This is a genomic window from Bradyrhizobium sp. Kon10 (genome assembly GCF_055807395.1).
Genome location: NZ_JBVVOZ010000003.1, coordinates 123,686 through 145,910 on the forward strand (window position 1 = coordinate 123,686; position 22,225 = coordinate 145,910).

At 65.0% G+C, this 22,225-nt stretch carries 19 protein-coding genes and 1 other RNA gene; 5 read left to right on the plus strand and 15 right to left on the minus strand.

What is annotated here, in order from left to right; translation table 11 throughout:
* Nucleotides 1–12: 12 nt before the first annotated feature.
* Genes AC0L2O_RS05915 through rsmH form a run of 3 tightly spaced genes read right to left on the minus strand, consistent with a single transcriptional unit; the run spans nucleotide 13 to nucleotide 3,137 of the window.
* Nucleotides 13–1,755, minus strand: coding sequence for a peptidoglycan D,D-transpeptidase FtsI family protein (locus AC0L2O_RS05915; protein WP_369721726.1), 1,743 nt, complete (start codon nucleotides 1,753–1,755; stop codon nucleotides 13–15).
* Nucleotides 1,752–2,144 (minus strand): cell division protein FtsL, encoded by a 393-nt coding sequence (gene ftsL, locus AC0L2O_RS05920; protein WP_369721725.1) that lies wholly within the window; start codon nucleotides 2,142–2,144, stop codon nucleotides 1,752–1,754. Before ftsL ends, AC0L2O_RS05915 begins: the two co-directional genes overlap by 4 nt.
* Nucleotides 2,145–2,147: 3 nt before the next feature.
* Nucleotides 2,148–3,137 carry a 16S rRNA (cytosine(1402)-N(4))-methyltransferase RsmH gene (gene rsmH / locus AC0L2O_RS05925; RefSeq protein ID WP_473369037.1) on the minus strand — a complete coding sequence of 330 codons (990 nt, stop codon included), beginning with the start codon at nucleotides 3,135–3,137 and terminating at the stop codon, nucleotides 2,148–2,150.
* A gap of 511 nt (nucleotides 3,138–3,648) precedes the next feature.
* Between rsmH and AC0L2O_RS05930 the strand changes: the two genes are divergently transcribed.
* Nucleotides 3,649–4,431 (plus strand): N-acetylmuramoyl-L-alanine amidase, encoded by a 783-nt coding sequence (locus AC0L2O_RS05930; RefSeq protein WP_369721723.1) that lies wholly within the window; start codon nucleotides 3,649–3,651, stop codon nucleotides 4,429–4,431.
* Between the two features lie 118 nt (nucleotides 4,432–4,549).
* Here AC0L2O_RS05930 and AC0L2O_RS05935 read toward each other — a convergent pair whose 3' ends face one another.
* Nucleotides 4,550–5,782, minus strand: coding sequence for an RNA polymerase sigma factor (locus tag AC0L2O_RS05935; protein WP_473369256.1), 1,233 nt, complete (start codon nucleotides 5,780–5,782; stop codon nucleotides 4,550–4,552).
* Nucleotides 5,782–6,132, minus strand: coding sequence for a YciI family protein (locus AC0L2O_RS05940; RefSeq protein WP_473369038.1), 351 nt, complete (start codon nucleotides 6,130–6,132; stop codon nucleotides 5,782–5,784). Before AC0L2O_RS05940 ends, AC0L2O_RS05935 begins: the two co-directional genes overlap by 1 nt.
* Before the next feature lie 149 nt (nucleotides 6,133–6,281).
* Between AC0L2O_RS05940 and rnpB the strand changes: the two genes are divergently transcribed.
* Nucleotides 6,282–6,763: RNase P RNA component class A (gene rnpB / locus AC0L2O_RS05945), an RNA gene on the plus strand.
* A 186-nt stretch (nucleotides 6,764–6,949) separates the two neighbouring features.
* Here rnpB and AC0L2O_RS05950 read toward each other — a convergent pair.
* Together AC0L2O_RS05950 and AC0L2O_RS05955 are read right to left on the minus strand one after the other, a co-directional pair.
* Nucleotides 6,950–7,663, minus strand: coding sequence for an alpha/beta hydrolase (locus AC0L2O_RS05950; protein WP_473369039.1), 714 nt, complete (start codon nucleotides 7,661–7,663; stop codon nucleotides 6,950–6,952).
* Nucleotides 7,664–7,729: 66 nt separating this feature from the next.
* Nucleotides 7,730–8,164, minus strand: a complete 435-nt coding sequence (locus tag AC0L2O_RS05955) for a DUF983 domain-containing protein (protein ID WP_473369040.1) — start codon at nucleotides 8,162–8,164, stop codon at nucleotides 7,730–7,732.
* Nucleotides 8,165–8,237: 73 nt separating this feature from the next.
* On the opposite strand from AC0L2O_RS05955, the gene AC0L2O_RS05960 reads away from it, so the two are divergent.
* Together AC0L2O_RS05960 and AC0L2O_RS05965 are read left to right on the plus strand one after the other, a co-directional pair.
* Entirely contained in the window at nucleotides 8,238–9,608 is a 1,371-nt protein-coding gene (locus AC0L2O_RS05960) for an aminotransferase-like domain-containing protein (protein WP_473369041.1), read from the plus strand.
* A gap of 151 nt (nucleotides 9,609–9,759) precedes the next feature.
* Entirely contained in the window at nucleotides 9,760–10,503 is a 744-nt protein-coding gene (locus tag AC0L2O_RS05965) for a sulfite exporter TauE/SafE family protein (protein ID WP_473369042.1), read from the plus strand.
* A 57-nt stretch (nucleotides 10,504–10,560) separates the two neighbouring features.
* Here the strand turns inward: AC0L2O_RS05965 and AC0L2O_RS05970 are convergent, their stop codons facing one another.
* The 4 genes from AC0L2O_RS05970 to AC0L2O_RS05985 all read right to left on the minus strand — a co-directional run bounded on the left by AC0L2O_RS05970 (nucleotide 10,561) and on the right by AC0L2O_RS05985 (nucleotide 17,347).
* Nucleotides 10,561–11,964 (minus strand): MATE family efflux transporter, encoded by a 1,404-nt coding sequence (locus AC0L2O_RS05970; protein ID WP_473369043.1) that lies wholly within the window; start codon nucleotides 11,962–11,964, stop codon nucleotides 10,561–10,563.
* A gap of 61 nt (nucleotides 11,965–12,025) precedes the next feature.
* Nucleotides 12,026–13,825, minus strand: coding sequence for an ABC transporter ATP-binding protein (locus tag AC0L2O_RS05975; protein WP_473369044.1), 1,800 nt, complete (start codon nucleotides 13,823–13,825; stop codon nucleotides 12,026–12,028).
* A 512-nt stretch (nucleotides 13,826–14,337) separates the two neighbouring features.
* Nucleotides 14,338–15,924 (minus strand): DHA2 family efflux MFS transporter permease subunit, encoded by a 1,587-nt coding sequence (locus AC0L2O_RS05980; protein WP_409192298.1) that lies wholly within the window; start codon nucleotides 15,922–15,924, stop codon nucleotides 14,338–14,340.
* Between the two features lie 112 nt (nucleotides 15,925–16,036).
* Nucleotides 16,037–17,347 carry an HlyD family secretion protein gene (locus tag AC0L2O_RS05985; protein WP_473369045.1) on the minus strand — a complete coding sequence of 437 codons (1,311 nt, stop codon included), beginning with the start codon at nucleotides 17,345–17,347 and terminating at the stop codon, nucleotides 16,037–16,039.
* 196 nt (nucleotides 17,348–17,543) lie between these two features.
* Here AC0L2O_RS05985 and AC0L2O_RS05990 point away from each other — a divergent pair, with 196 nt between their 5' ends.
* Entirely contained in the window at nucleotides 17,544–18,179 is a 636-nt protein-coding gene (locus tag AC0L2O_RS05990; protein WP_369721714.1) for a TetR/AcrR family transcriptional regulator, read from the plus strand.
* A 6-nt stretch (nucleotides 18,180–18,185) separates the two neighbouring features.
* Here the strand turns inward: AC0L2O_RS05990 and AC0L2O_RS05995 are convergent, their stop codons facing one another.
* From AC0L2O_RS05995 to AC0L2O_RS06010, 4 genes are all read right to left on the minus strand, one after another.
* Entirely contained in the window at nucleotides 18,186–18,914 is a 729-nt protein-coding gene (locus AC0L2O_RS05995; RefSeq protein ID WP_369721713.1) for a Crp/Fnr family transcriptional regulator, read from the minus strand.
* A 111-nt stretch (nucleotides 18,915–19,025) separates the two neighbouring features.
* Nucleotides 19,026–20,036 carry a taurine ABC transporter substrate-binding protein gene (locus AC0L2O_RS06000; RefSeq protein WP_473369046.1) on the minus strand — a complete coding sequence of 337 codons (1,011 nt, stop codon included), beginning with the start codon at nucleotides 20,034–20,036 and terminating at the stop codon, nucleotides 19,026–19,028.
* Between the two features lie 28 nt (nucleotides 20,037–20,064).
* Entirely contained in the window at nucleotides 20,065–20,898 is an 834-nt protein-coding gene (locus AC0L2O_RS06005) for an ABC transporter permease (protein ID WP_473369047.1), read from the minus strand.
* Nucleotides 20,895–22,193: a M20 family metallopeptidase gene (locus tag AC0L2O_RS06010; RefSeq protein WP_473369048.1), complete on the minus strand. Its 1,299-nt coding sequence runs from the start codon at nucleotides 22,191–22,193 to the stop codon at nucleotides 20,895–20,897. Before AC0L2O_RS06010 ends, AC0L2O_RS06005 begins: the two co-directional genes overlap by 4 nt.
* Nucleotides 22,194–22,225 lie beyond the last annotated feature (32 nt).

Below are 22,225 nucleotides of genomic sequence, written 5' to 3' on the forward strand. Positions count from 1 at the left end.
CTCCCCGTTTGATTACTGAGTTGTTCTCGATGCCGCAAGAATAAGGCGGTCGGACGGCGGCAAGTCGAAGCGGGGTTCGATGCCCAAAAGCGGTCCAATACGGGCAATGACATTGCCGGCCGTGGGCACGGCGTTCCAGCCCGAGGTGATGAAGCCGTAGGTCTCCTTCAGCGGCTGCGGCTCGTCGAGCATGATCAGGAGCTGATAACGCGGCTTGTCCGCCGGAAGGATCGCGGTGAAGGCGGTCAACACGCGCTTCTTGGCATAGCGGCCATTGACGACCTTCTCTGCGGTCCCGGTCTTGCCGCCGATGTAGTAACCCTTCACGTCGGCCTTGCGCGCAGTGCCGATTTCGGCGTTGAGCCGCATCAGGAAGCGCATCTTTTCCGAGGTCTCAGGCTTGATCACGCGCTTGGCGATGGCCCGTGCTTCCTCCTCCGAGCGTTTGAGGAAGGTCGGGGGAATCAGAAGACCGCCGTTCGCAAGCGCGCTGACGCCCATCACCGCCTGCAACGGCGCAACCGCCATGCCGTGGCCGAACGCGATGGTGATGGTGTTCAGCTCACTCCAGCGCCGCGGCAGGATCGGCGAGGCACTCTCCGGCAGTTCAGTGCGCAGCCGATCGAGCTGCCCCATCTTGCGCAGAAATGCCTTGTGCGCTTCGACGCCCTGCGCAAGGGCAATCCGCGCCGCACCGACATTGGAGGAGAAGGTGAAAACCTCCTTCATGGAGAGGAAGCGGCCCTTGGGCTCATCGTCATGGATAGCGAATTTGCCGTAGTGCAGGGCCCCTCGTGCGTCCCACATCGAGTCGAGACCGTACTTGCCGGTATCGAGCGCCATCGCCAGCGTGAAGGCCTTGAAGGTCGAACCCATCTCGTAGACGCCCGTGGTCAGGCGGTTGATGCGATCGGGATCGTGGGCTTCTTTCGGATTGTTCGGGTCGAAATCCGGCACCGACACCATCGCCACGATCTCGCCGGTGTTGACGTTGGTGACGAGGCCGGACGCGGCCTTGGAGTGGAACTTCGCCTTGGCCTTCAACAGTTCGTCACGCAGCGCGTGCTCGACGCGCAAATCGACCGACAGCTCGATCGGCTTTTGCAGGCGGTCGGTGGCAAAGCCGGCACGGTGGAGGTCGGCGAGCCCTTGATTGTCGAGCCACTTCTCCATGCCGGCGATGCCCTGGTTGTCGATGTTGACCAGGCCGATGAGGTGGGCGACCTCGTTGCCGCTCGGATAGACGCGCTTGTTCTCGCGCAGGAAGCCGATGCCGGGAATGCCGAGCTTGTGGATGTCCTGCTGCTGCTTCGCCGTGATCTCGCGCTTCAGCCAGACGAAACCCTTGCGCGACGACAGGCGCTCGCGCACCTCGGCCTCGTCGAGGTCGGGCACGGTCGCGGTCAGAAGCTCGATCGCCTCGTCCTTGTCGATGATACGGCGCGGCTCGCCGAACAGGCTCGACGCCTTGACGTCGGTCGCGAGGATCGCGCCGTTGCGGTCGACGATGTCGGGCCGCGCGGTCGCAACCACCTCCTGCGCCGCAGCGCGCCGCGCACTGTGGGCGTCGGCGCCGATCGCGAACATCACGAGCCGGCTGCCGATCAGGAGGTAGACCACCGCAAAGGCGAGTATTGCGAGCCCGACGCGTGCCCGCGCCTTCGCGGCGCGATCGACATTGCGCCCGTAGAGCAGGCTGCGGATCAATCGCTGCCGCCACGGTTCAACGGGTTTCGCAGGGGTCGCGGGACTCATTGCTTGTCCTCGGGATGAGGCACGGAGCCCGTCACCGTATCCGGATCGCTCGCGGCTTCGATGGTGCTGATCATGGACCCGATCGGATCGGGCTCGCCCGGCCTGAACAAGCGCGGCGGCCGCTCGGGCAGGTTCTTCAATGAGTCATATTGCGTGGCGTTGATCGGCTTGAGCGGCAGATGCCGCTCGGCGAGGCCTTGCAAGCGTAACGGCGCGTCGAGCTTGGCCCAGTCGGAACGCAGCGACGCGATTGCGTCGCGCTGCTCGCGGATTTCCGCATGCAGCCGCAGCACCTTCTCGGTGCGGGCGGTGGAGTCCATCTTGATCCGGTAGACATAGGCCGCCGCGAAGATCAGCGCGCCGATGACGAGGAGGTGGATGATGCGCATGCGCTAGCCACCCCTCATGACGTCGGAGAGTTTTGGCCAGGAGGACGGCTCGCTGTCCTCATGCGCCGGCGCCGAGGTGCGTTCGGCGGCGCGCAGCTTTGCGGAACGGGCGCGCGGATTGTGCGCGATTTCCTCCTCGCCGGCGACGACCGGCCGCCGCGTCAACAGCTCGAAGCTCGGCGCCGCCTGCGCCATTTCCGGCAGATGCCGCGAGCCGCCGCCGGTCTTTGAGCGCAGGCTAAGGAAATTCTTGACGATGCGGTCTTCCAGCGAATGAAACGAGACGACCACGAGACGGCCGCCCGGCCTGAGCACGCGCTCGGCCGCCGCAAGCGCGGTCTGAAGCTCCTCGAGCTCTTCATTGACGAAGATGCGCAGGGCCTGGAACGTCCGGGTCGCGGGATGAATGTCCCCGGGCTTGGAGCGAACCACCCTGCCGACGAGATCGGCGAGGGCTCGCGTCGTCGTGAAGGGAGTCTCCTGCCGGTCCGCCACAATGGCGCGGGCCACGCGTCGCGAATGCCGCTCCTCGCCGAAGAGATAGATGATGTCGGCGAGATCGCTTTCCGAGGCGCGGGCGACGATGTCAGCCGCGGTCGGCCCCGCCTGCCCCATCCGCATGTCGAGCGGCCCGTCGAGGCGGAACGAGAAGCCGCGACCGGCCTGGTCGAGCTGCATCGAAGAGACGCCGACATCCATCACCACGCCGTCGACGGCGTCGATGCCCTGCGCCACGCAGACCTCGGCGAGATTCGAGAAGCGGTCCTCGACCAGCGTCAGCCGGCCGGCGGAACGCTCGACCAGCTCGGCGCCACCGGCGATCGCCGTGCGGTCGCGATCGATCGCGATCAGGCGGGTTCCCGGCACGTCGAGTATCGCTCGGCTATAACCGCCGGCACCGAAGGTGGCGTCGATATAGATGCCGCCCTCGCGTGGGGCGAGATGATCGATCGCCTCGCGGCCAAGCACGGGAATGTGGGGCGCGGAGCTCATGCGCCGCGCCTGCCGAACGACCGGATGATATCGGGGGCGACAAAGCCCATCACGCCTCGAATGATTCCGCGTCGCGGCGGTTCCACGACCCAACCCCTGTCCAGCATGCTTGCCGAGCCCGGTCGTCCCTGATGGCACGCCCGGTGTTCCCAGTGGAATTTGTCGGGCAGCCATGGGATTTCGAGCCAAAAACGCTTTGGCCGCCTCCGGACGCGGGTCGGCTCTTCACCTCTTAGTAACGGCCCTTAGCGTTAAGAAAGTGTTGATCGCTCGGTTACAAGTCGAAAAGGTGAATGGACGGTGATGCCTCATCCACACACTAAGCCCAAAATGCACCCGTTAACCGCACCGCGCGATTGCGCGAAGCGGACGGTAAAGGAATAGTAAAGAGAAGGGCTTGGCCCACTCTCCTGTCCGACTTGAGCTGTTTATGCCGTCCGGTCCGTCCACGCCGTCTGGAACTGATTCGAAGCGTCAGCGCGTTCTCCCGGTTCCCAAGGCCGCGGCGAACATGCGGACGTTCGAGCCGGATTCCTCGATCGTCTCCGACATCATCCCCTCGCCCAATCACGGCGAGCGCAACAAGGGACGGCAGCCCGACATGATCGTGCTGCACTACACCGGCATGCCCGATGTCGAGGGCGCGCTGGCGCGTCTGTGCACGGCAGGGACCGAAGTGTCGGCGCATTACGTCGTGCTCGAGGACGGCCGCATCGTGCAATGCGTACCGGAAGCCAGGCGCGCCTGGCATGCCGGCGTCTCGTCCTGGGCCGGCGAGGACGACATCAACTCCTGCTCGATCGGGATCGAGATCGTCAATCGCGGCCACGATTGGGGCTATCCCGAGTACCCGCTGCGCCAGATCGCGGCCGTGATCGCGCTTTGCCGCGGCATCATGCTTCGCCGAAAAGTGTCGGCGCAGCGGGTGCTCGGTCATTCCGACGTGGCGCCCGCGCGCAAAAAGGATCCCGGCGAAAAATTTCCGTGGCATTCGCTGGCCAATTCCGGCGTCGGTCATTGGGTCACGCCCGCACCCGTGGTGCGCGGCGAAAGCCTGATGCTCGGCACCATCAGCGACGAGGTGCTGAGCCTGCAGCAGGCACTCGCCCGATATGGCTATGGCGTGCCGCTGACCGGCAAATACGACGCATCGACGATGGAAGTCGTCACCGCCTTCCAGCGCCATTTCCGCCCGGCGCGACTCGACGGTGTCGCCGATCACTCGACGCTGTCGACCTTGCAGGCGCTGCTGGCGAGCCTGCCGGCGGAAGGGACCAACGTCGCATCAAAGTGACGATGCTAACCACAGGCTCGTCATTGCGAGGAGCTCTTGCGACGAAGCAATCCAGACTGTTTCAGAGGAGGCAGACTGGATTGCTTCGCTGCGCTCGCAATGACGGAGGATGTGGCCGCTAGTCCATCTCCCTCACCCGCCGCGCATACAGCCTCCGCAGCGGCTCCAACTGCGTCGCCCCGGTCGCCGCTGCGTACGCTTCGCGCGCTTCCTCCTTGCGCCCAAGCCTTCGCAACAAATCCGCGCGCACCGCCGGCAGCAGCTCGTAGCCATCGAGCCGACCGCGTGCCGCGATGGCATCCACGAGATCGAGCGCGCGCGCAGGACCGTCGACCATCGAGACTGCGGCAGCGTGGTTGAGCTCGATCACCGGCGACGGACTGATACGCAGCAGCACTTCGTAGAGCCCCGCGATCTGCGGCCAATCGGTCTGCTCAAAGCTCGGCGCCCGGGCATGCAGCGCGGCAATCGCCGCCTGCACCACATAGGGCTGCGGCCGGCCGGGCACGCGCAACGCGTCGTCCACCAACTGCAATCCCTGCTCGATCTGCGCGCGATCCCACAGCGAACGGTCCTGCTCTTCCAGCAGCACGATGTCGCCCGCAGCCGTTTTGCGCCCGGCGCGGCGCGCATCGTGCAGCAGCATCAACGCAAGCAGGCCCTTGATCCCGGCGCGATCCGGCATCAGCCGGTCGAGCAACCGGCCGAGCCTGATCGCCTCGACTGCGAGATCGGGCCGCATCAAATCCGCGCCTGAGGTCGCGACATAACCTTCGGTGAAGACGAGATAGATCACGGCGAGCACGCCGTTGAGCCGCGGCGCCAGCGCAGCGTGCTCCGGCACCTCGTAGGGAATGCCGGCGAGCCTGATCTTCTGCTTGGCGCGGACGAGGCGCTGTGCCATCGCCTCCTCGCCGACGAGGAACGCGCGCGCCACCTGCGCTGTGGAGAGGCCGCAGACCGTGCGCAGCGTGAGCGCGACCTGGACTTCGGCCGCGAACGCCGGATGGCAGCAGGTGAAGATCAGCCGCAGCATATCGTCGTCGGGTGTCGCCGCCGCCTCGTCGGGCCCTTGGGCGTTGAGCTCGAGCTCGTGCACCAGCGCCTGCTGCCTGGCGCGAAACGCAACCTGGCGGCGGATGCGGTCGATTGCCTTGTTGCGGGCGACGTTGACCAGCCAGGCGCGCGGATTGTCGGGGACCTCGCACGCCGACCAGCGCTCCAGCGCGACGGCAAAGGCGTCCTGGAGCGCGTCTTCGGCAAGATCGAAATCACCGACGAGGCGGATCAGCGTGGCCAGCGCCCGCCCCGCCTCGTCGCGGAAGATCTTTTCGATGTCGGCAGGAGAGATCACTTGTAGATCATGATCGGCCTGACCTCGATCGACCCTTCCCTGGCTTCGGGAATCCGCGCAGCCAGGGCAATGGCAGTGTCGAGATCCTTGGCCTCGACCAGATAGTAGCCGCCGAGCTGCTCGCGGGTCTCCGCAAATGGGCCGTCGGTCGTCAGGGTCTTTCCCTCGCGCACGCGCACGGTGGTCGCCGTCGTTGTCGGCTGAAGTCCGTCGCCGGCCTTGAAGTTGCCACTCTGGATGATGGACTGCGTATAAACGCCGTACTCCGCCGACACCGCCTGACGGTCGGCGGGGGACATGTTGCTCAGTTTCGCTTCGTTCCGGTAGATCAGCAGCAGATATTGCATTCCTTAGCTCCTGTTGTTCGGCTGGATCGCCGACACCCAGTCGAACGGGGTGCACACCAGACGACATCTTCAGGATAAATTATTTGCAGGCCGCGTGCGCGGCGATCTCCGCTTGACGGAACCGTCACAAATGGCCCATGCGTAAGCCGTCAGTCGGCCGGACGGCCGCCCCTGCAAGTGCCGAAAGGCCGCCGGGGAGGAAAGTCCGGGCTCCCTTGACATGCGGTGCCGGATAACGTCCGGCGAGGGTGACCTCAGGGAAAGTGCCACAGAGAACGAACCGCCCGCCTTCGCCCCCTTCGGGGCTATGGCGTGACAAGCCCTCGGGCTCGCCACGCCGAAGCAGCGCAAGCTGCGCAGGCGGGTAAGGGTGAAAAGGTGCGGTAAGAGCGCACCGCGGCTCCGGCAACGGAGCCGGCATGGTAAACCCCACCGGGAGCAAAACCGAATAGGGACGGCAAATGCGGGCCGATCGCGCAAGCGATAACGCCGCGGGGCGATGTCAGGCCCGCCGTCCGGGTAGGTTGCTCGAGGCCATGTGCAAACATGGTCCCAGAGGAATGGCCGTCACGTATCGCCGGCGCAAGCAGGCGGTGCCCTACAGAACCCGGCTTACAGGCCGGCTGATACTCTAAAGCGTTTTCGCGCGAAGTGGTTTTCCGGTTCGCGTGAAGAAAACGCGTCTTGGTAAGGAAGCAACGAGGGGTTCGATGCTAACGCATCGGGCCCCTCACCATTTTGGCACCGTCATTCTGGGGCGCGACAAAGTCGCGAACCCGGGCTCTCGCTTCGCGAGCCCCGGAATGACGGCTGTGAGTCAGCCGACGATCTCGCTCAACATACCCATCAGCGCCTCCGGCGCCGTGACGTTCGGCGCATGACTCGCATCCAGCTCGAAATAGCGCCAGCCATCTTCGTTCTTGGTCCGCTTCGCGAACTGCCCGAACACATCGCCTGGTGGAATGCGCTTGCAGTAGATGTAGCTGCGCGGCATCGCCGGCTCGCCGTGTTGGAACTTCAGCCTCGTCTCGAAACATTTGATCGGCATGGCCACCCTGCGCGCATTGAGCCAGTCGAGATCGGCTTGCGGCGTATCCGGCGGCGGCGGGTTCGGCGGAATGCGATAGCCGTCACCCGAGCTTGCTGCCTTGCGCATCGGCTCACGCCCGCCTTCATTGAGATCAAACAGCGACTGGCCGTCGCGCGGCACGAAGGCGTCGAGATAAATCAGTTGCGTGATGCGCTCTCGCGCGCGATCGGCAACACCCGTGGCGACCATGCCGCCATAGCTGTGGCCGAGCAGCACGAGGTCACTGAGGTCCTCGAACTTGATGACGTTGAGGATGTCCTGGATATGGGTATCGAGATCGATCGCGGGAGTAGCCAGATGCGCGCGCTCACCGAGCCCGGTATAGGTCGGCGTGACCAGGCGGTGCCCGGCCTGCGCCATCAGCGGATGCATCTTCTTCCAGGACCATCCGCCGGACCACGCACCGTGACAGAGCAGGAAGGTCTTCGAGCGTGCGGTCATCGGCGTTTCCATCGCTTTTGTTGATGCGATGGAGTGTAGCGGCCGAGCCCGGGATGTAAACGTTGCTTAGGCCGCGCGCGTCTGCGCCTTCACCAGAACCGGCGCAAGCAGGCCGGCCTCACGCCGCAGCTTGCTCGCTTCGAAGCCATGCATGCCGATCTGCCATTGCAGCCCGACGATCGCGCCCTTGGTCGGTTGCAGCAGCGCGAGCGAGGCGAACAGCGTCACCGGGAGCCACACCGCGAGCTGCAGCCAGACGGCCGGCGCATAGGCGGTCTCGACCGCGAGGATCGCCGGCACCACGAGGTGGCCGACAACGACCATCACGAGATAGGCGGGAAAGTCGTCGGCGCGCTGGTGAGACAGCTCCTCGCCGCAATGGTCGCAGCTATCGGCCACCTTCAGGAAGCGGCCGAACGCATGCCCTTCGCCGCAGTTCGGGCACTTGCCCCGAAAGCCGCGCCACATCGCCCTTGCCAGAGAGACCGTCGCCATGGCCACACCTCTTCCCTTTCCTCGATCCATACAATAATGTCTTGCATCCATACATTCAAACAATATGGACTCACATTGCATGGATTGGACCCCTACAATCTCGGAGCTGAGCGGGCCGCGCTACCAGCGCATCGTCGAAGCCATGGAGGCCGACATCGCCGCCGGCCGTCTGGTGCGCGGACAACAATTGCCGACCCAGCGCGCGCTGGCAAAAGCTCTCGGCATCGACCTCACCACGGTGACGCGCGCCTACACCGAGGCGCGGCGCCGCGGCATCATGGAGGCCCGCGTCGGCCAGGGGTCGTTCGTGTCCGAGACCAGCGCGCGCCGCGCGGTCGACCTGCCCCATCCCGTCGCCATCGACCTCTCGATGAACGTGCCGCCGCATCCGCTGGAGGCGCAGCTCGACGAGCGCATCATGACCGGGCTGGAGGCGATCCGCGCGCAATCGGGCCTGACTGCGTATCTCAACTACCAGCCGCCCGGCGGCAGCGCACATGAGCGCGAGGTCGCGGCGAGATGGCTGCGCGCCCGCGTTCCGCATGCGCGCGCCGACCGGCTCGTGATCTTTCCGGGCGCGCAGACGATTCTGTTCAACCTGCTCGCCGATCTCGCGCGGCCCGGTGATGTCGTGCTGACGGAAGCGCTCACCTTTCCCGGCATCAAGGCTGCCGCTGCACGGCTCGACGTCAAGCTCGTCGGCGTGGCGATGGATGAGGGCGGCATCGTTCCCGACGCACTGGCAAAGGCCTGTCGCACGCACAAGCCAAAGGCCATCTACCTCATTCCGACCCTGCACAATCCGACCACAGCGACGCTCTCCGCCGAGCGGCGTGGCGCGATCGCAAAGATCATCCGCGATGCCGGCACTTTGCTGATCGAGGACGACGCCTATGGGCTGCTCGATCGCGCGGCGTCGCCAATCGCCAATCTCATTCCGGAGCGGACATATCTGGCGACCACGCTGTCGAAATGCATCGCGCCGGCGTTGCGTGTCGCCTATCTGCTGACGCCCGACAGCCATTCGCAGCAGGAGATGCGCGGCTATCTGCAAGCCAATGTACAGATGCCGGCGCCGCTGATGGTCGCGCTGGTAACGCATTGGCTGGAGAACGGCATCGCCGATCGCATTATCGCCGCCATCCGCAACGAGGCCGTCGGGCGCCAGCAACTGGCCCAGCGCGCGCTGAAGGGCTTTCAGTTCCTGGCCAAGCCAACTGCCCATCATCTCTGGCTCACACTACCCGATGGTCGGCCCGACGTCGCGGCGCATCTGTTGCGAAATGGGCTCGCGGTCGTTACCGGCGATGCCTTCGCAGTCGACGGAATACCGCCCCATGCGGCGCGTGTCTCGCTCGGCGCGGCGCGCAACCGACCGGAATTGACGGAGGCGCTGCGCATCCTCGTCGGCGCGCTGCACAGGCCCGCCGACGCGAGGCAGATCGTGTAGCAGAATTCGTTGATGCTGATACGGGTGGTGGGAGCGCAACGCAGGCAAGCGGCGACGGATAGCACTGAATTGACGCTCCCCGCCGCCGCCGTGCTATGCCGCAGACGGCGATCAACCGTTCGCGATGGCCGGTAACGACAGGGATTGATTGGTGGACACGTCCAACTACGCGCTGCTGCTGTTCGGCGCGCTGGCCGGCGGCTTCGTCTCGGGGCTGGCCGGATTCGGCACGGCGCTGATGGCGCTCGGCATCTGGCTCTACGTGCTGCCGCCCTCGCTCGCGGTGCCGCTGGTGCTGATCTGCTCGGTGATCGCACAGACCTCGACGTTGCCGTCGATGTGGAAGAGCTTTGACCTCTCGCTGGTCTGGCCGTTCCTGATCGGCGGGCTGGTCGGCGTGCCGCTGGGCACCATGATGGTGGCTTCCGCCGATCCAAAGGTCTTCAAGCTGAGCGTCGGCGTGCTACTGCTGATCTTCTCGACCGCGCTCTATCTGAACAAGAAGCCGCTCGCCATCAAGTTCGGCGGCCGCATCGTCGACGGCGCGATCGGCTTTGCCGGCGGCATCTTGGGCGGCCTTGCCGGATTGTCCGGGCCGCTGCCGATCCTGTGGGCCAACATCCGCGGCTGGAACAAGCACGAGCGGCGCGGCATCTTCCAGCTCTTCAATTTCACGGTGCTCGCGGCCGCGTTGGTGTTGCAGACGACGTCGGGCCTGGTCGCGCTGAAGGTGGTGTGGCTCGCGCTGGTCGCCTTTCCCGGCACGCTGATCGGCGCATGGGCCGGCGCGCGCGTCTATCACGCGCTGAGCGACAAGCATTTTGGCGACGTCGTGCTCGGCCTCCTGTTCCTGTCGGGCGTCGGCCTCGTCTGGAACAGTATCAGTACGCTCTAGCGACACCTGACAGCCCCGGCAAATGAGCCGGAGCTGCTGGGATGAAACATGCTGTCGTTACGCGGGCTCACGTGCGAGCGGCACGACGGGCTCAGGGCTCGCCGGTTCTGCAACTTTCTCTTTCGGACGCCCCAACTGCTTCCTGAATTCGCGGCGCAGCAGCCACAAGCTGAGAGACGCCTGCAACGTGGTCGCCGCGAGCGACAGGTACCAGACGTGCTCCATCCGAAAGCCCGGCCGCGTCGAGAGCCAGAGGGCAGGCAGCGAGTAGGTGAATACGCGCGTTGCCGAGCTCCACAGCACCGGCTTGGTGTTGCCGAGGCCCTGGAACATGCTCGAGCAGGTGAAGATCAGGCCCTGGGCCACCATGTTGAGCGAGATGATCCGCAGGAACAGGAAGGCGATCGCCATGGTTTCCCGGTCGTTCGAGAAGCCGGCGAGCAAGAGCTCCGGCTTGAACTGCGCAACGCAGAGGAAGCCGATCATCACACCGCTAGCGATCAGCGCGGCCTTGACGAAGGTTTCCCGCACGCGCGCGCTATTGCCGGCACCCACGTTCTGGCCCGCGATCGGTCCCGCGGCGAGCGCAACCGCAAGCGCGGGCATCTGGATCAGGCCCAGGACGCGCTGCCCGATCCCGAAACCCGCCTGCGCCGTCGCGCCGAAATCGCGCAGCACGTAATAGACCACCGCCATGAAGATGAACATCATCGCGAACTCGCCGCCGGCGGGCAGACCGACATTGAGGATGCGCTTCAGATGGCGGAGCTGCGGGCGCCACTGCGCCGGATTGAACGCGACGTAGCGCTCGACCTTGCGGAAATAAGCGAGCAGCATCGCAACGCCGATCAGCACCGCGATCGAACTTGCCAGCCCCGCACCGGCAACGCCGAGCGGATAGCCGGTGCCCCAGCCCATGATCAGGACCGGCGCCAGCGCGATGTTGATGCCGACGGCAAGCGCCTGCACCATCATCGCGGGCCGCACGATGCCGGTGGCCCGTAGCGCGGATGCCATCACCTGGGTCGCGAATTGCAGCGCGAGGGCCGGCATGAACCACAACAGATAAGTGGTCCCGGCCTCGATCGTGGCCTGGTCCGCGGCGATCGAACGCATGTAGAGCCGCGACAGCGCGGCACCTGCGACCAGGGTCAACACGCCGAACACCACGGACAGCACGATCGCCTGATTGAAGATCAGGTTCGCATCGTCGCGGTCCTTGCGTCCGACGGCGTGCGCGATCAGCGCCACCGCGCCGACGCCGAGCACCTGCATCAGTGCGTTGACGAGAAAGCCCGCATTGCCGGCCCCGGCGACCCCCGCAACGGCGGCGTCGCCCAATCCGGAGACGAAGTAGAGATCGACGAGCTGGCAGATCATGATCGTGACCATCCCGACCATGATCGGGGGCGCCATGTGCAGGATGTGGCTCACGATGGAGCCGCGTGTCAGGTCTTTCATGTCAGTCCATTCCTGGCGGCGTGGCTTTCCGGAGACTGCTCCGTCGGCCACGCGCCATTTTTCATTCCGCTGCTGCGATATGCCCGAGCTCCACCACCTGGCGCTCGAACAGGCTGCGATAGATGCCGCTCGGTTTGGCCGCGAGCAGGCCGTGCGTGCCCTGCTCGACGATCTCGCCGCGGTCGAACACCAGGATGCGATCGAGGCTGCGTACCGTCGACAGCCGGTGCGCGATCACGATCGAGGTGCGGCCTTTCATCAGCCGCTCCACGGCCTGCTGGATCAGCGCCTCCGATTCCGAATCGAGGCTCGACGTCGCCTCGTCCAGGATCAGCACCGGCGCATCCGCCAGGAAAGCACGCGCCAGCGCCACACGCTGCCGCTCGCCGCCGGACAGTTTGACGCCGCGCTCGCCGACCAGCGTGCCGTAGCCCTTCGGCAGACGCAGGATGAAGTCGTGCGCATTGGCGAGCCGTGCCGCCTGCTCGATCGCCTCCAGGCTGGCACCAGGCCGGCCATAGGCGATGTTCTCGGCGAGCGAGCGGTGAAACAGGATCGGGTCCTGCTGCACGATCGCGATCTGGCTGCGCAGCGATTGCTGCGTGGCCTTGGCGATGTCCTGCCCGTCAATCAGGATGCGGCCGCCGCTGACGTCATAGAGCCGCTGCACCAGCTTGACGAAAGTCGTCTTGCCGGAGCCGGAGCGGCCGACCAGGCCGACGCGCTCGCCGGCACGGATCCTCACCGACAGCCCGTCGTACAGCGGCGCGCGATGGCCGCCATAGTGGAACGTGACGTCGTCGAACACGATCTCGCCGCCAACGATCGCGATCGGCCGCGCCCCGGCCGCGTCAGCGATGCCGATCGGCTCGTCATGGATCGCCACCAGCTCCTCCATGTCGTTGACCGAGCGCTGGAGGTTGTTGATGTGCATGCCGACATCGCGCAAGTAAGCGTGGATGACGTAGTAGCTGGTCAGCACATAGGTGACGTCGCCGGGCGAGGCATGCCCGGACATCCACAGCAGCACCGATCCGCCGATCACCGACCCCCGCAGGCACAACAACAGCGAGAGCTGCGTCATGGCGGTGTAGTTGTAGCGCAACCAGGTTCGCCGCACCCGCACGCGCCATCGCTTGATCACGCGTGCAAGCCGCGCATCCTCGCGCGCTTCGGCACCGAACGATTTCACCACCGCATTGCAGGTCAGCGCATCCGCCAGCGTGCCGCCGACCTTGGTGTCCCAGGCATTGGAGACTCGAGCGGCCGGCGCGATGTAGCGCGTCGAGAACAGCACCGTCGTGATGACATAGGTCGCCGCGCCGAGCGCGATCACCGCGCCGAGCGAGGCCCAGTGCACGCCGAGCAGGATCATCGAGCCGACCAGCACGAACAGCGAAGGCAGTAGCGCCAGCAGGATGGTGTCGTTCAACAGGTCGAGCGCCCACATGCCGCGGGTGACCTTGCGCACCGTGGAGCCTGCGAACGAATTGGCGTGCCAATCGGTCGAGAAGCGCTGGACACGCATGAAGGCATCCTGCGCCACATCGGACATGATCTTGAGCGTGAACGGCACGATCACCTGGAGCCCGGTCAGCCGCAGCACCATCGAGGCCGCGCCGAGGACGACGATGCCGCCCAACGCGATCAGCGCCGCGTGACGCGCCTCGGGATCGGACGGGCCGCGCGTCAGCGCATCGATCAGGTGCCCCGAGAACACCGGCATGAACAGGTCGGCCACGGTCGCCCCTAACAGGCTGCCGGCAACGACGAGCGTACGCCCCGGCTGCTTGAGCCAGTGCCGGAATACGAACGGCAGCACCACGCGGATCGCCGCGGGCCGTTTGGACAGAGTGGTCATGGCATCATCCGGCCGCTCTGGCGCGGGCCGGCTCCATCGATGGACGCAGCCCGGCCGCGAGGGCCGAAACGGCGTCATTCAACTTTGACTTGGACTTGGGAAGCGGAGAGATCGGGACCCTGGGGCCCAATCGAAACTGGCGGAAAGGGCCTCTACAGGGCCGAGCACATACCGAGCCAGAACATCATCGAGCGCGGGCGTACGATCTGCGAATGCGACGAAATCATGCAAATCCCTCCCCGGTTTCAATGAATGAGGCGCGCTTTATAGATGTGTCGTCCGCGATTTGCAACGGGGCCCGCGCGAGATTGCGCGCGAGTATTGCAATTTGATGCGGGATGCCGTGGTGTGCAACCGCCGCTCCCCCATTCTGCGCTGTCATGCCCCGGCTTGACCGGGGCATCCAGTACGCCGCGGCTTCTCCTTAAGCTACTGATGTCTCTGGAATACTGGATCGCCCGGTCGAGCCGGGCGATGACACCGAGTGTATGGCTCGTCCTATTTGCGTAGCGTCAGTGCGCGTCGCCGCCGGCGCCGAACGGCGAGGCCGGCTTGTTCAGCAACGTGACCAGCAGGCTGAGGCCGAGATAGAACAGCGTCAGGATGAAGAAGGCGTCGCCGAAGCTCATCACCACGGCCTGCCGGTGCACGATCTGGCTGAGCTGCTTCATCGCCATCAGCGAGGAGTCGCCGAGCCCCTGGAATTTCTGCATGAACATGTTCAGCGTTTCGGTCGCGGTCGTGTTGCCCCAGGTCACGCGGTCCTGGAGGCGGGCGATGTGGAGGTCGGTGCGGTCGTTGAGCACGGTGTTGATGACGGCGAGCCCGACCGCGCCGCCGAGATTGCGCATCAGGTTGAACAGGCCGCTCGCGTTCTTCACCCGTTCCGGCGCCAGCGTGCCCAGCGCGATGTTGTTGGTCGGCACCATCGCGAACATCATGCCGATGCCGCGCAGGATCTGCGGCACGAGCAGCTCGTAGAAGTCGTAGTCGCGCGTGATCCAGGTCATCTGATAGGAGCCGAGCGCGAACACGACCAGGCCGAACGCGATCATGTAGCGCATGTCGACGCTCGCCATCAGCCGGCCGACCAGCGGCGCGACCAGGAACATGGTGATGCCCGACACGAACAAGGTGTCGCCGATCATCAGCGCGCTGTAGCCGCGCACCTCGGCGAGATAGCGCGGGTAGATGTAGGTCAGGCCGTAGAGGCCGATGCCGATGCAGAATTGCAGCGTCGAGCCGACGGCGAAATTGCGGTCGGTGAAGGTGCGCAGATTGACGATCGGCTCGGCGGCGGTGAAGACGCGCACGAAGAAGGCAATTGCGCAGACGAGGCAGATCCACGCGCAGATCGCCACGGTCGTGTCCTGCAGCCATTCATATTGCGGACCTTCCTCCAGCACATATTCCAGCGTGCCGAGGAAGCCGGCCATGAACATCAGGCCCCACCAGTCGAAGCGGTCGAGCAGCTCGAAATGCGGCTCGTCGAAATCGACCAGCGCCAGCACGCCGAGGGTGATGCCGATGCCGGGCACGACGTTGATGAAGAACAGCCAATTCCACGACATCAGATCGGTGATGTAGCCGCCGACCGTCGGTCCGATCGTCGGCGCCAGCGTCGCGACCAGACCGATGATGGGACCAACGATGTGGAATTTCGAGCGCGGGAACACGGTATAGGCGGAGGCGAACACCGTCGGGATCATGCCGGCGCCGAGAAAACCCTGGAGCGCGCGCCAGAGGATCATCTCCTCGATCGTGGTGGCAAAACCGCAGGCGAGGCTCGACAGGGTGAATCCGGCCGCCGAGATCGCGAACAGCAGCCGCGTGCCGAAGGCGCGCGACAGGAATCCCGACAGCGGGATCGCGATCACTTCGGCGATCAGATAGGCGGTCTGGACCCAGGAGACTTCGCTCGAGCTCGCCGACAGGCCGGCCTGAATCTCGCTCAAGGACGCCGAGACGATCTGAATGTCCAGGATCGACATGAACATCCCGAACACCATCACGATGAACGCGATCAGCCGCTTCGGCGCGATGCGCTCCGAAGCGGCGGCCGCCATCATGGCAGGTGAAGCAGTCGTGGCGGTTGCCATCTGTCAGCTCTGATCGCTGCAAGCCGCGGGGTCGGTGCACCTCTCCCGCAAGCGGGAGAGGGAGCGCACCTGCGCCTGGAGCAAGAGTGCGTATGACCTCATTGCAGCAATCCTACTGCGGATGGATCATGGTGGGATCGTCGAGATCGATCTCGCTGTCGGCGTCGGCGGCACCCTTGTTGGTGTCGACGCTCGCATAGACCGACATGCCGGCGCGCAGCAGGTTCTGCCTTGCGACCGACTTGGGCACGCGGATGCGGACCGGCACGCGCTGCACGATCTTGGTGAAGTTGCCGGTGGCGTTGTCCGGCGGCAGCAGCGTGAACACCGAGCCCGCGCCCGCCGCGATGCTGTCGACGACCCCGGAGAACTTGCGCATGCCGTAGGCATCGACCTTGATCGTCACCGGCTGGCCGGGGCGGATGCGCTTGAGCTGAGTTTCCTTGAAATTGGCGTCGATATAAACGTCGTCGAGCGGTACGACATTGCCGAGCCGCTGGCCGACGGCGATGAAGTCGCCCGCGCTGACCAGACGGTTGGAGAAGATGCCGTCGACCGGCGCGCGTACCGCGGTGAAGGAGAGGTCGCGCTCGGCCTTGGCGAGCGTGGTCTTGAGCTCGGCGAGCTGCGCCTGCGCTTCGGCCTGCTGCGCCTTGGCGACGTCGACATTGCTGACCGAGACGTCGTAGGCGGCCTGCGCGGCCTTGACCGCGGCGGCGCCCTGATCGCGTCCGGCTTCCGAGGTTTCGAACGTGGCGCGCGAGGCAAAGCCCTTGCTGCTCAGCGCCTGCTGGCGCTCATAGTCGAGATCGGCGCGCTTGAGGCCCGCTTCCGCCGAGACGAATTGCGCCTTGGCCTGCACGACCTGGCTGTCGAGCGCCGCGATCTGCCGACCGATCCGGTCGATGGTGGCCTGCTGGGTCGCTATCCTGGCCGCCGCGGCGTCGACCGCGATCTTGTAGTCGCCGTCGTCGATGCGCAGGATAGTGTCGCCGGCATGCACCAGCTTGTTGTCGGCCGCCAGGATCGTGGAGATATGGCCAGCCACGCGCGCGCCCAGCATGGTGTTGTTGGCGCGGACATAGGCGTCGTCGGTCGAGACGAAGAAGCGTCCGACCAGCGTGTAGTAACCGGCATAGCTCGCCGCCGCGAGCGCCAGCACGAGGCCGATGCCCATCATGACGAATTTGCGTTTGCCGGATTTGGGAGCACCCGCAGCAGCAGTCGGGGCCGGCTTGTCGGTCACGGGCTTCTCCGGCGCTTCGCTGGTGCGGCGCTTGGTCTCTTCGGCCACATGAGAGCGCAATTGCTCGGTGAGCACGGCCGATTTCTCGGTCGCAGCTTCGCTGCCCGCCTGCTCCGCCGCCGTCTCCACCGGTTCCTGACGGAGGACGCGCGCAGCCTGATCTCTCGACACGGCCATCACGGCCTCCCCAATAAAGAGCACGAACAGGGAGGGCCGTCATGCAGCCGAGTCCCCCTCGCCCATCCCAAATACCATTGACCGAACGGTTCGGTCAATATAGAAAATGTCCGGGACGAACCCTACAGGGCCGAATCCTTTGTTCGGGCTTCAAGGCCCTGGACCCGACCCAAAAACCTTTCGAGACGCTGAACCAATGGTTGTCACCAGCCGCGAACATCGGGACCTCGTCCCGGAGGAGGACAGCTCCAAGCGCCGCCAGATCCTGGACGGTGCCCGCAAGGTGTTCATGGATCTCGGCTTCGACGGCGCCAGCATGGGCGAGATCGCGCGCGCCGCCGCCGTCTCCAAGGGCACGCTCTACGTCTACTTCGCCGACAAGTCGGCGCTGTTCGAAGCCATCCTCGAGCAGGAAGCGCTCCAGCACGGGCAGGTCGTGTTCAATTTCGACCCAGCCCGCGATGCCGAGACCACGCTGAAGGATTTCGGCCAGGCTTACATCCATTTGCTCTGCCGGCCCGGCGGCGGATCGGCGATCCGCACCGTGATGGCGATCGCCGAGCGCATGCCCGATGTCGGCCGCCGCTATTACTTGCGCGTGCTGGACAAGACCATCAACCGACTGTCCGACTATCTCAAGGCCCATGTCGCCTCCGGCGATCTCAAGATCGACGATTGCGATCTTGCCGCCTCGCAGTTCATGGAACTGTCCAAGGCCTCGCTGTTTCTCCCCTTCGTCTTCCAGGCCGCACCGCTGCCGTCGGAAGAACGCATCGCCGAAGTCGTCGACAGCGCGACGCGGATGTTTCTGGCGGCCTATCGGGCGAAATGAACTTGCCTACTCGGTCACCTGCTTGCGCAGCGCGGCGAGATCGTTGACGACCATCTTGGTCGGACCGGTCGAGATGATGCCATCGTCCTGGAGACGATTGAGGATCAGGCTGATCGACTGGCGGGTCGCACCGATCATGCGCGCGAGATTGGCTTGCGTGATGCGGCCGAGCGAGATCGGGCCGTGCTCGTCCTGGGCGGCGTTCTCGCACAGCTTGACCAGAAGCAGCACCAGCCGTTCGGCCGCTTTCTGGCCCGCCAGCGTCTGCGCCAGCATCGAATAGGTCTCACCTTTGAAGCCGAGGCACTCGATCAGCGCCACCGCGAATGAAGGCGATTGCGCGATCAGCCGGCGGACCGCGTCCTGGTCGAGATGCAGCGCCTCGACCCGGCCGAGCGCGCGTGCCGACCAGCTATGGCGGTGATCGCCGAGAATATAGGGAGCGCCGACGAAGTCGCCGGCCTCCCAGGTCGACAGCATCAGTTCGCGGCCTTGCGTGCCTGCATGTGTGCTCTCGACGATTCCGCTCAGGATGATGTGGATGCCGTCCGCCGGCGCGCCTTCGCGCAACAGATATTCGCGGTTCTGATAGGTCGCGAGACGGCCGGTCCGCATCACCAGATCGAGATCGGGCTTGTCCAGGGCCTTCAGCACATAACGTCCAGTCCCGGCCGTTCGCAGCTCGGCGCACGGCTCAAGAGCATCGACCACCTCATGCGCATCACTGCGCCCCACAATCGCTCTCCCTTCGAGTGACTGCCTCGAAGGCTAGGAGGTCTCCGGTCGGATTGCAACGCAGCGCACATACTCAGGACGGGCTGCCACCCCATGATCGCGTCCAACTCGTCAGTGGCCGACCACCTTTTCGAGATAGGCGGGCTGGATGAAGGTTTCGAAGTCGGTGCGCGGCAGCAGTTTCGGCAGGCGTTCCTGCTTGACCAGGAAGTCGGCGGTCGACAGCAGCGTCTCGACGAACTTGCCCTTCTTCGCCGACGTGCCGAGATACTCCTGCGTGAGCTGCTTGCTGCAGGGGACCATCCCGGTGCCGTTCATCATCCGGGTCGCATCCGGCAACGGCAGCGACAGTTCTTCGGCGATGATTTCGGCCGTCTTCTCCGGGTTTTTCAGCCAGAAATCGATGCCTTCGCACTCGGCCTTGACGAACTTCTCGACGTAAGACGGATATTTCTCCGCGAACGCGTTCATCACCACGCCGATGTCCCAGGTCGGGTACCCGCGCTTTGCCATCTCACCCGAGGTCACGAGGATCTTTCCGCCGTTCTTCACGGCCTTGTCGAGATTGGGCTCCCAGAACCAGGCGGCATCGATGTCGCCGCGCAGCCAGGCCGCCGCGATGTCCGACGGCGCGAGGTCCAGGATCTTCAGCGAGGTGGGATCGACGCCCTCGTCCTTCAGCGCCTGAAGCAGCAGATAATGCGTGGTCGAGCCGAACGGGGCCGCGACCGTCTTGCCCTTGAGGTCCTTTAGCGACGTGATGTTCTTGTCGGTGCGAACCACCATTGCCTCGACATAGTCGAGCATGTTGATGACGAGAATGCCCTTGATCGGCAGAGCCCTGGTCGTGCCGATCGCGGTCGGCGGATTGCCGAGGCCGCCGAAGTCGAGGTCGTTGCCGGCGATCGCGCGTAGCATGTCGCCGCCGCCGCCGATCTTGACGTATTTGATATCGATACCCGGCATCTCCTTGGCGAGCAGCCCGAGATGTTTCGTTACGAGCTGGGCGTTCACCAGGTTGAGATAGCCGACAGTCACTTTGGTCGGCTTGTCCTCGGCACGCGCGATGGCCGTAAGCGCCAGCGTTGTGACAGCGAGCGTGGCAACAAGTCTCTTGATCATATCGATTTCCCCTCGATCAGAATTGAATTCAGGCCCACGGCATCAGCAATTTCGCGATGGCGCGCATCGCGAGGTCGAGTACAACGCCAGTGAGGCCGAGCACGATCAGGCCCATGATCACCACGTCGGACAGCAGGAATTTCGCGGCATCCCAGATCATCCAGCCGATCCCGGCGGATGCCGCGACGATCTCGGCGGCAACGAGAACGGTGTAGGTGAAGCCGAGCGAGATGCGCATGCCGGCCAGGATCAAGGGTCCCGCCGCCGGCAAATAGACGTGGAACAGCAGGTCGCGACGGGTCGCGCCGAGCGATTGCGCGGCGCGCACATAGACGGGATCGACGCTGGTAACGGCCTGGATGGTCGAGATGACGATCCCCGGCAGGCCGGCGAGGAACAGCAGCGACAGCTTCGAGCTCTCGCCGATGCCGAGCCACATCACCAGCAGCGTATAGAGACCGAGCGGCGGCAGCGGCCGGTAGAATTCGATCAGCGGATTGAGCAGCGCACGTGCATTGCGCGACACGCCCATGAGCACGCCGAGCGGAATGCCGACGACGCAGGCCAGCGCGAAAGCCGTGAGGATGCGATACAGGCTCGCACCGAGATGCTGGAGCAGCGTCGCGCCCTGATAACCCTTGGTCATCGTCTTGACGAACGCAGCCCACACCGCCTGCGGCTTCGGCAGGAACAGCTCGTTGGCCCAGCCCATCTCCGTCACGACGGTCCATGTCGCCAGCAGCACGGCGACGGTGAGCGCCGAAAGCAGGATGGATCGCGGGATCTTCGGAAAACGCAGGCTGCCCCGTCCGGTGCGATCCGCGGAGATCGGAACGACCATGTGGCTCGCCTCGACGCTCATATGCGCACTCCCAGAATCTGCATGATGGTCAGCGCGTAGATCCGCGTTGCCATCACCGATTTGGTGATCGAGATGTTCTCGTTGTCCACGGCCCAGCCGTCCTCACCGGGACCGAAGGTCACGGCATTGATTCCGGCCTCGCGAAAGCGGATGGTGTCGTTGAAGGCGTTCTTGCGATTGACGCCGGGCTCGCGCCCCATCAGGCGCCGGTAGACCGCGCGCAGGGAGCGGCAAGGCTCTTCCTCGATCGGCACCGGCTCGGTGGCGTTGACGAACAGCGATCCCGGGACCTGGCGGACTTCGACCTTCACATCGTTGAGGCCGGCAAATGTTTCGCGCCCGAGGCCTTCGATGTCCGAGATCACGCTCGCAAGCGTCATGCCGGGCACGATCCCCACGACTGCGAGCGTAATGGTGCAGGCATCGGGCGAGAACTGCATCTCGCCGGGCAAGCCAGCGCGGATTCGCACCACCGAGCAGCAGGGTGGCGTGTGCCCCATGAACTTGCTCGGCACATGCGTGAACGCCATGTCCTGCAGCTTCGGCAACAGCTTTGCCGCTTCCATGATGGCATTGACGCTGATGTCCGGGCGCCAGATGTGCGACTTGATCCCCTGGACCGCCACCTCGATCAGGCAATGGCCCGAATTGGCGACCGAGAGGTTCATGCCCCAATCGCTGGACGCGTCGCCCCACGCCGTCGGCTCGGCGGTGATCTCGTAATCCGCCGTGAGGCCGACCTTGTCGAGCATGTAGATGGAGCCTTCGGTGCCGTTGCGCTCCTCGTCGACGGTGTAGCAGCACATCAGGGTTCCGTTGAGCTTGACGCCGGCTTCGACGAGCGCCTGCACCGCGAGCAGCGACGCGGCGAGGTTGCCGCGCGTATCGGAGGTGCCGCGCGCATAAAGCAGGTCGCCGTGACGGGTGGCCTTGAACGGATCGAAATCCGTCATGTGCCATTTCTCGGGTTCGGCGACCGGATAGGTGTCGAGGTGATCGTTGAGGATCAGCGAGGGCGCGCCCTCGCGTCCCCTGAGGACGCCGAGCACATTCGGCCGATGCGGCTGCGCGCTGTGCTTGGTGACCTCCATGCCCATGGCTTCGAGCTTGCCGGCGACCAGCATGGAGATGGCCTCTTCCTCCGCGGGCGGCAGGTCGGGATCGAGCGGGTTGCCGGAGCGCGGCTGGCCGGTCCGGATCAACTCGGATGCCAGCTCGAGCCAGCGCTGCTCCGTGATGCGCGACAGCACGCGCTGCTCGAGATCGGAGTGAGGCGGGGTCACTGGCATCTGCATGACGGTTCCGTTGGCTCACAGCGCCGGCAGCG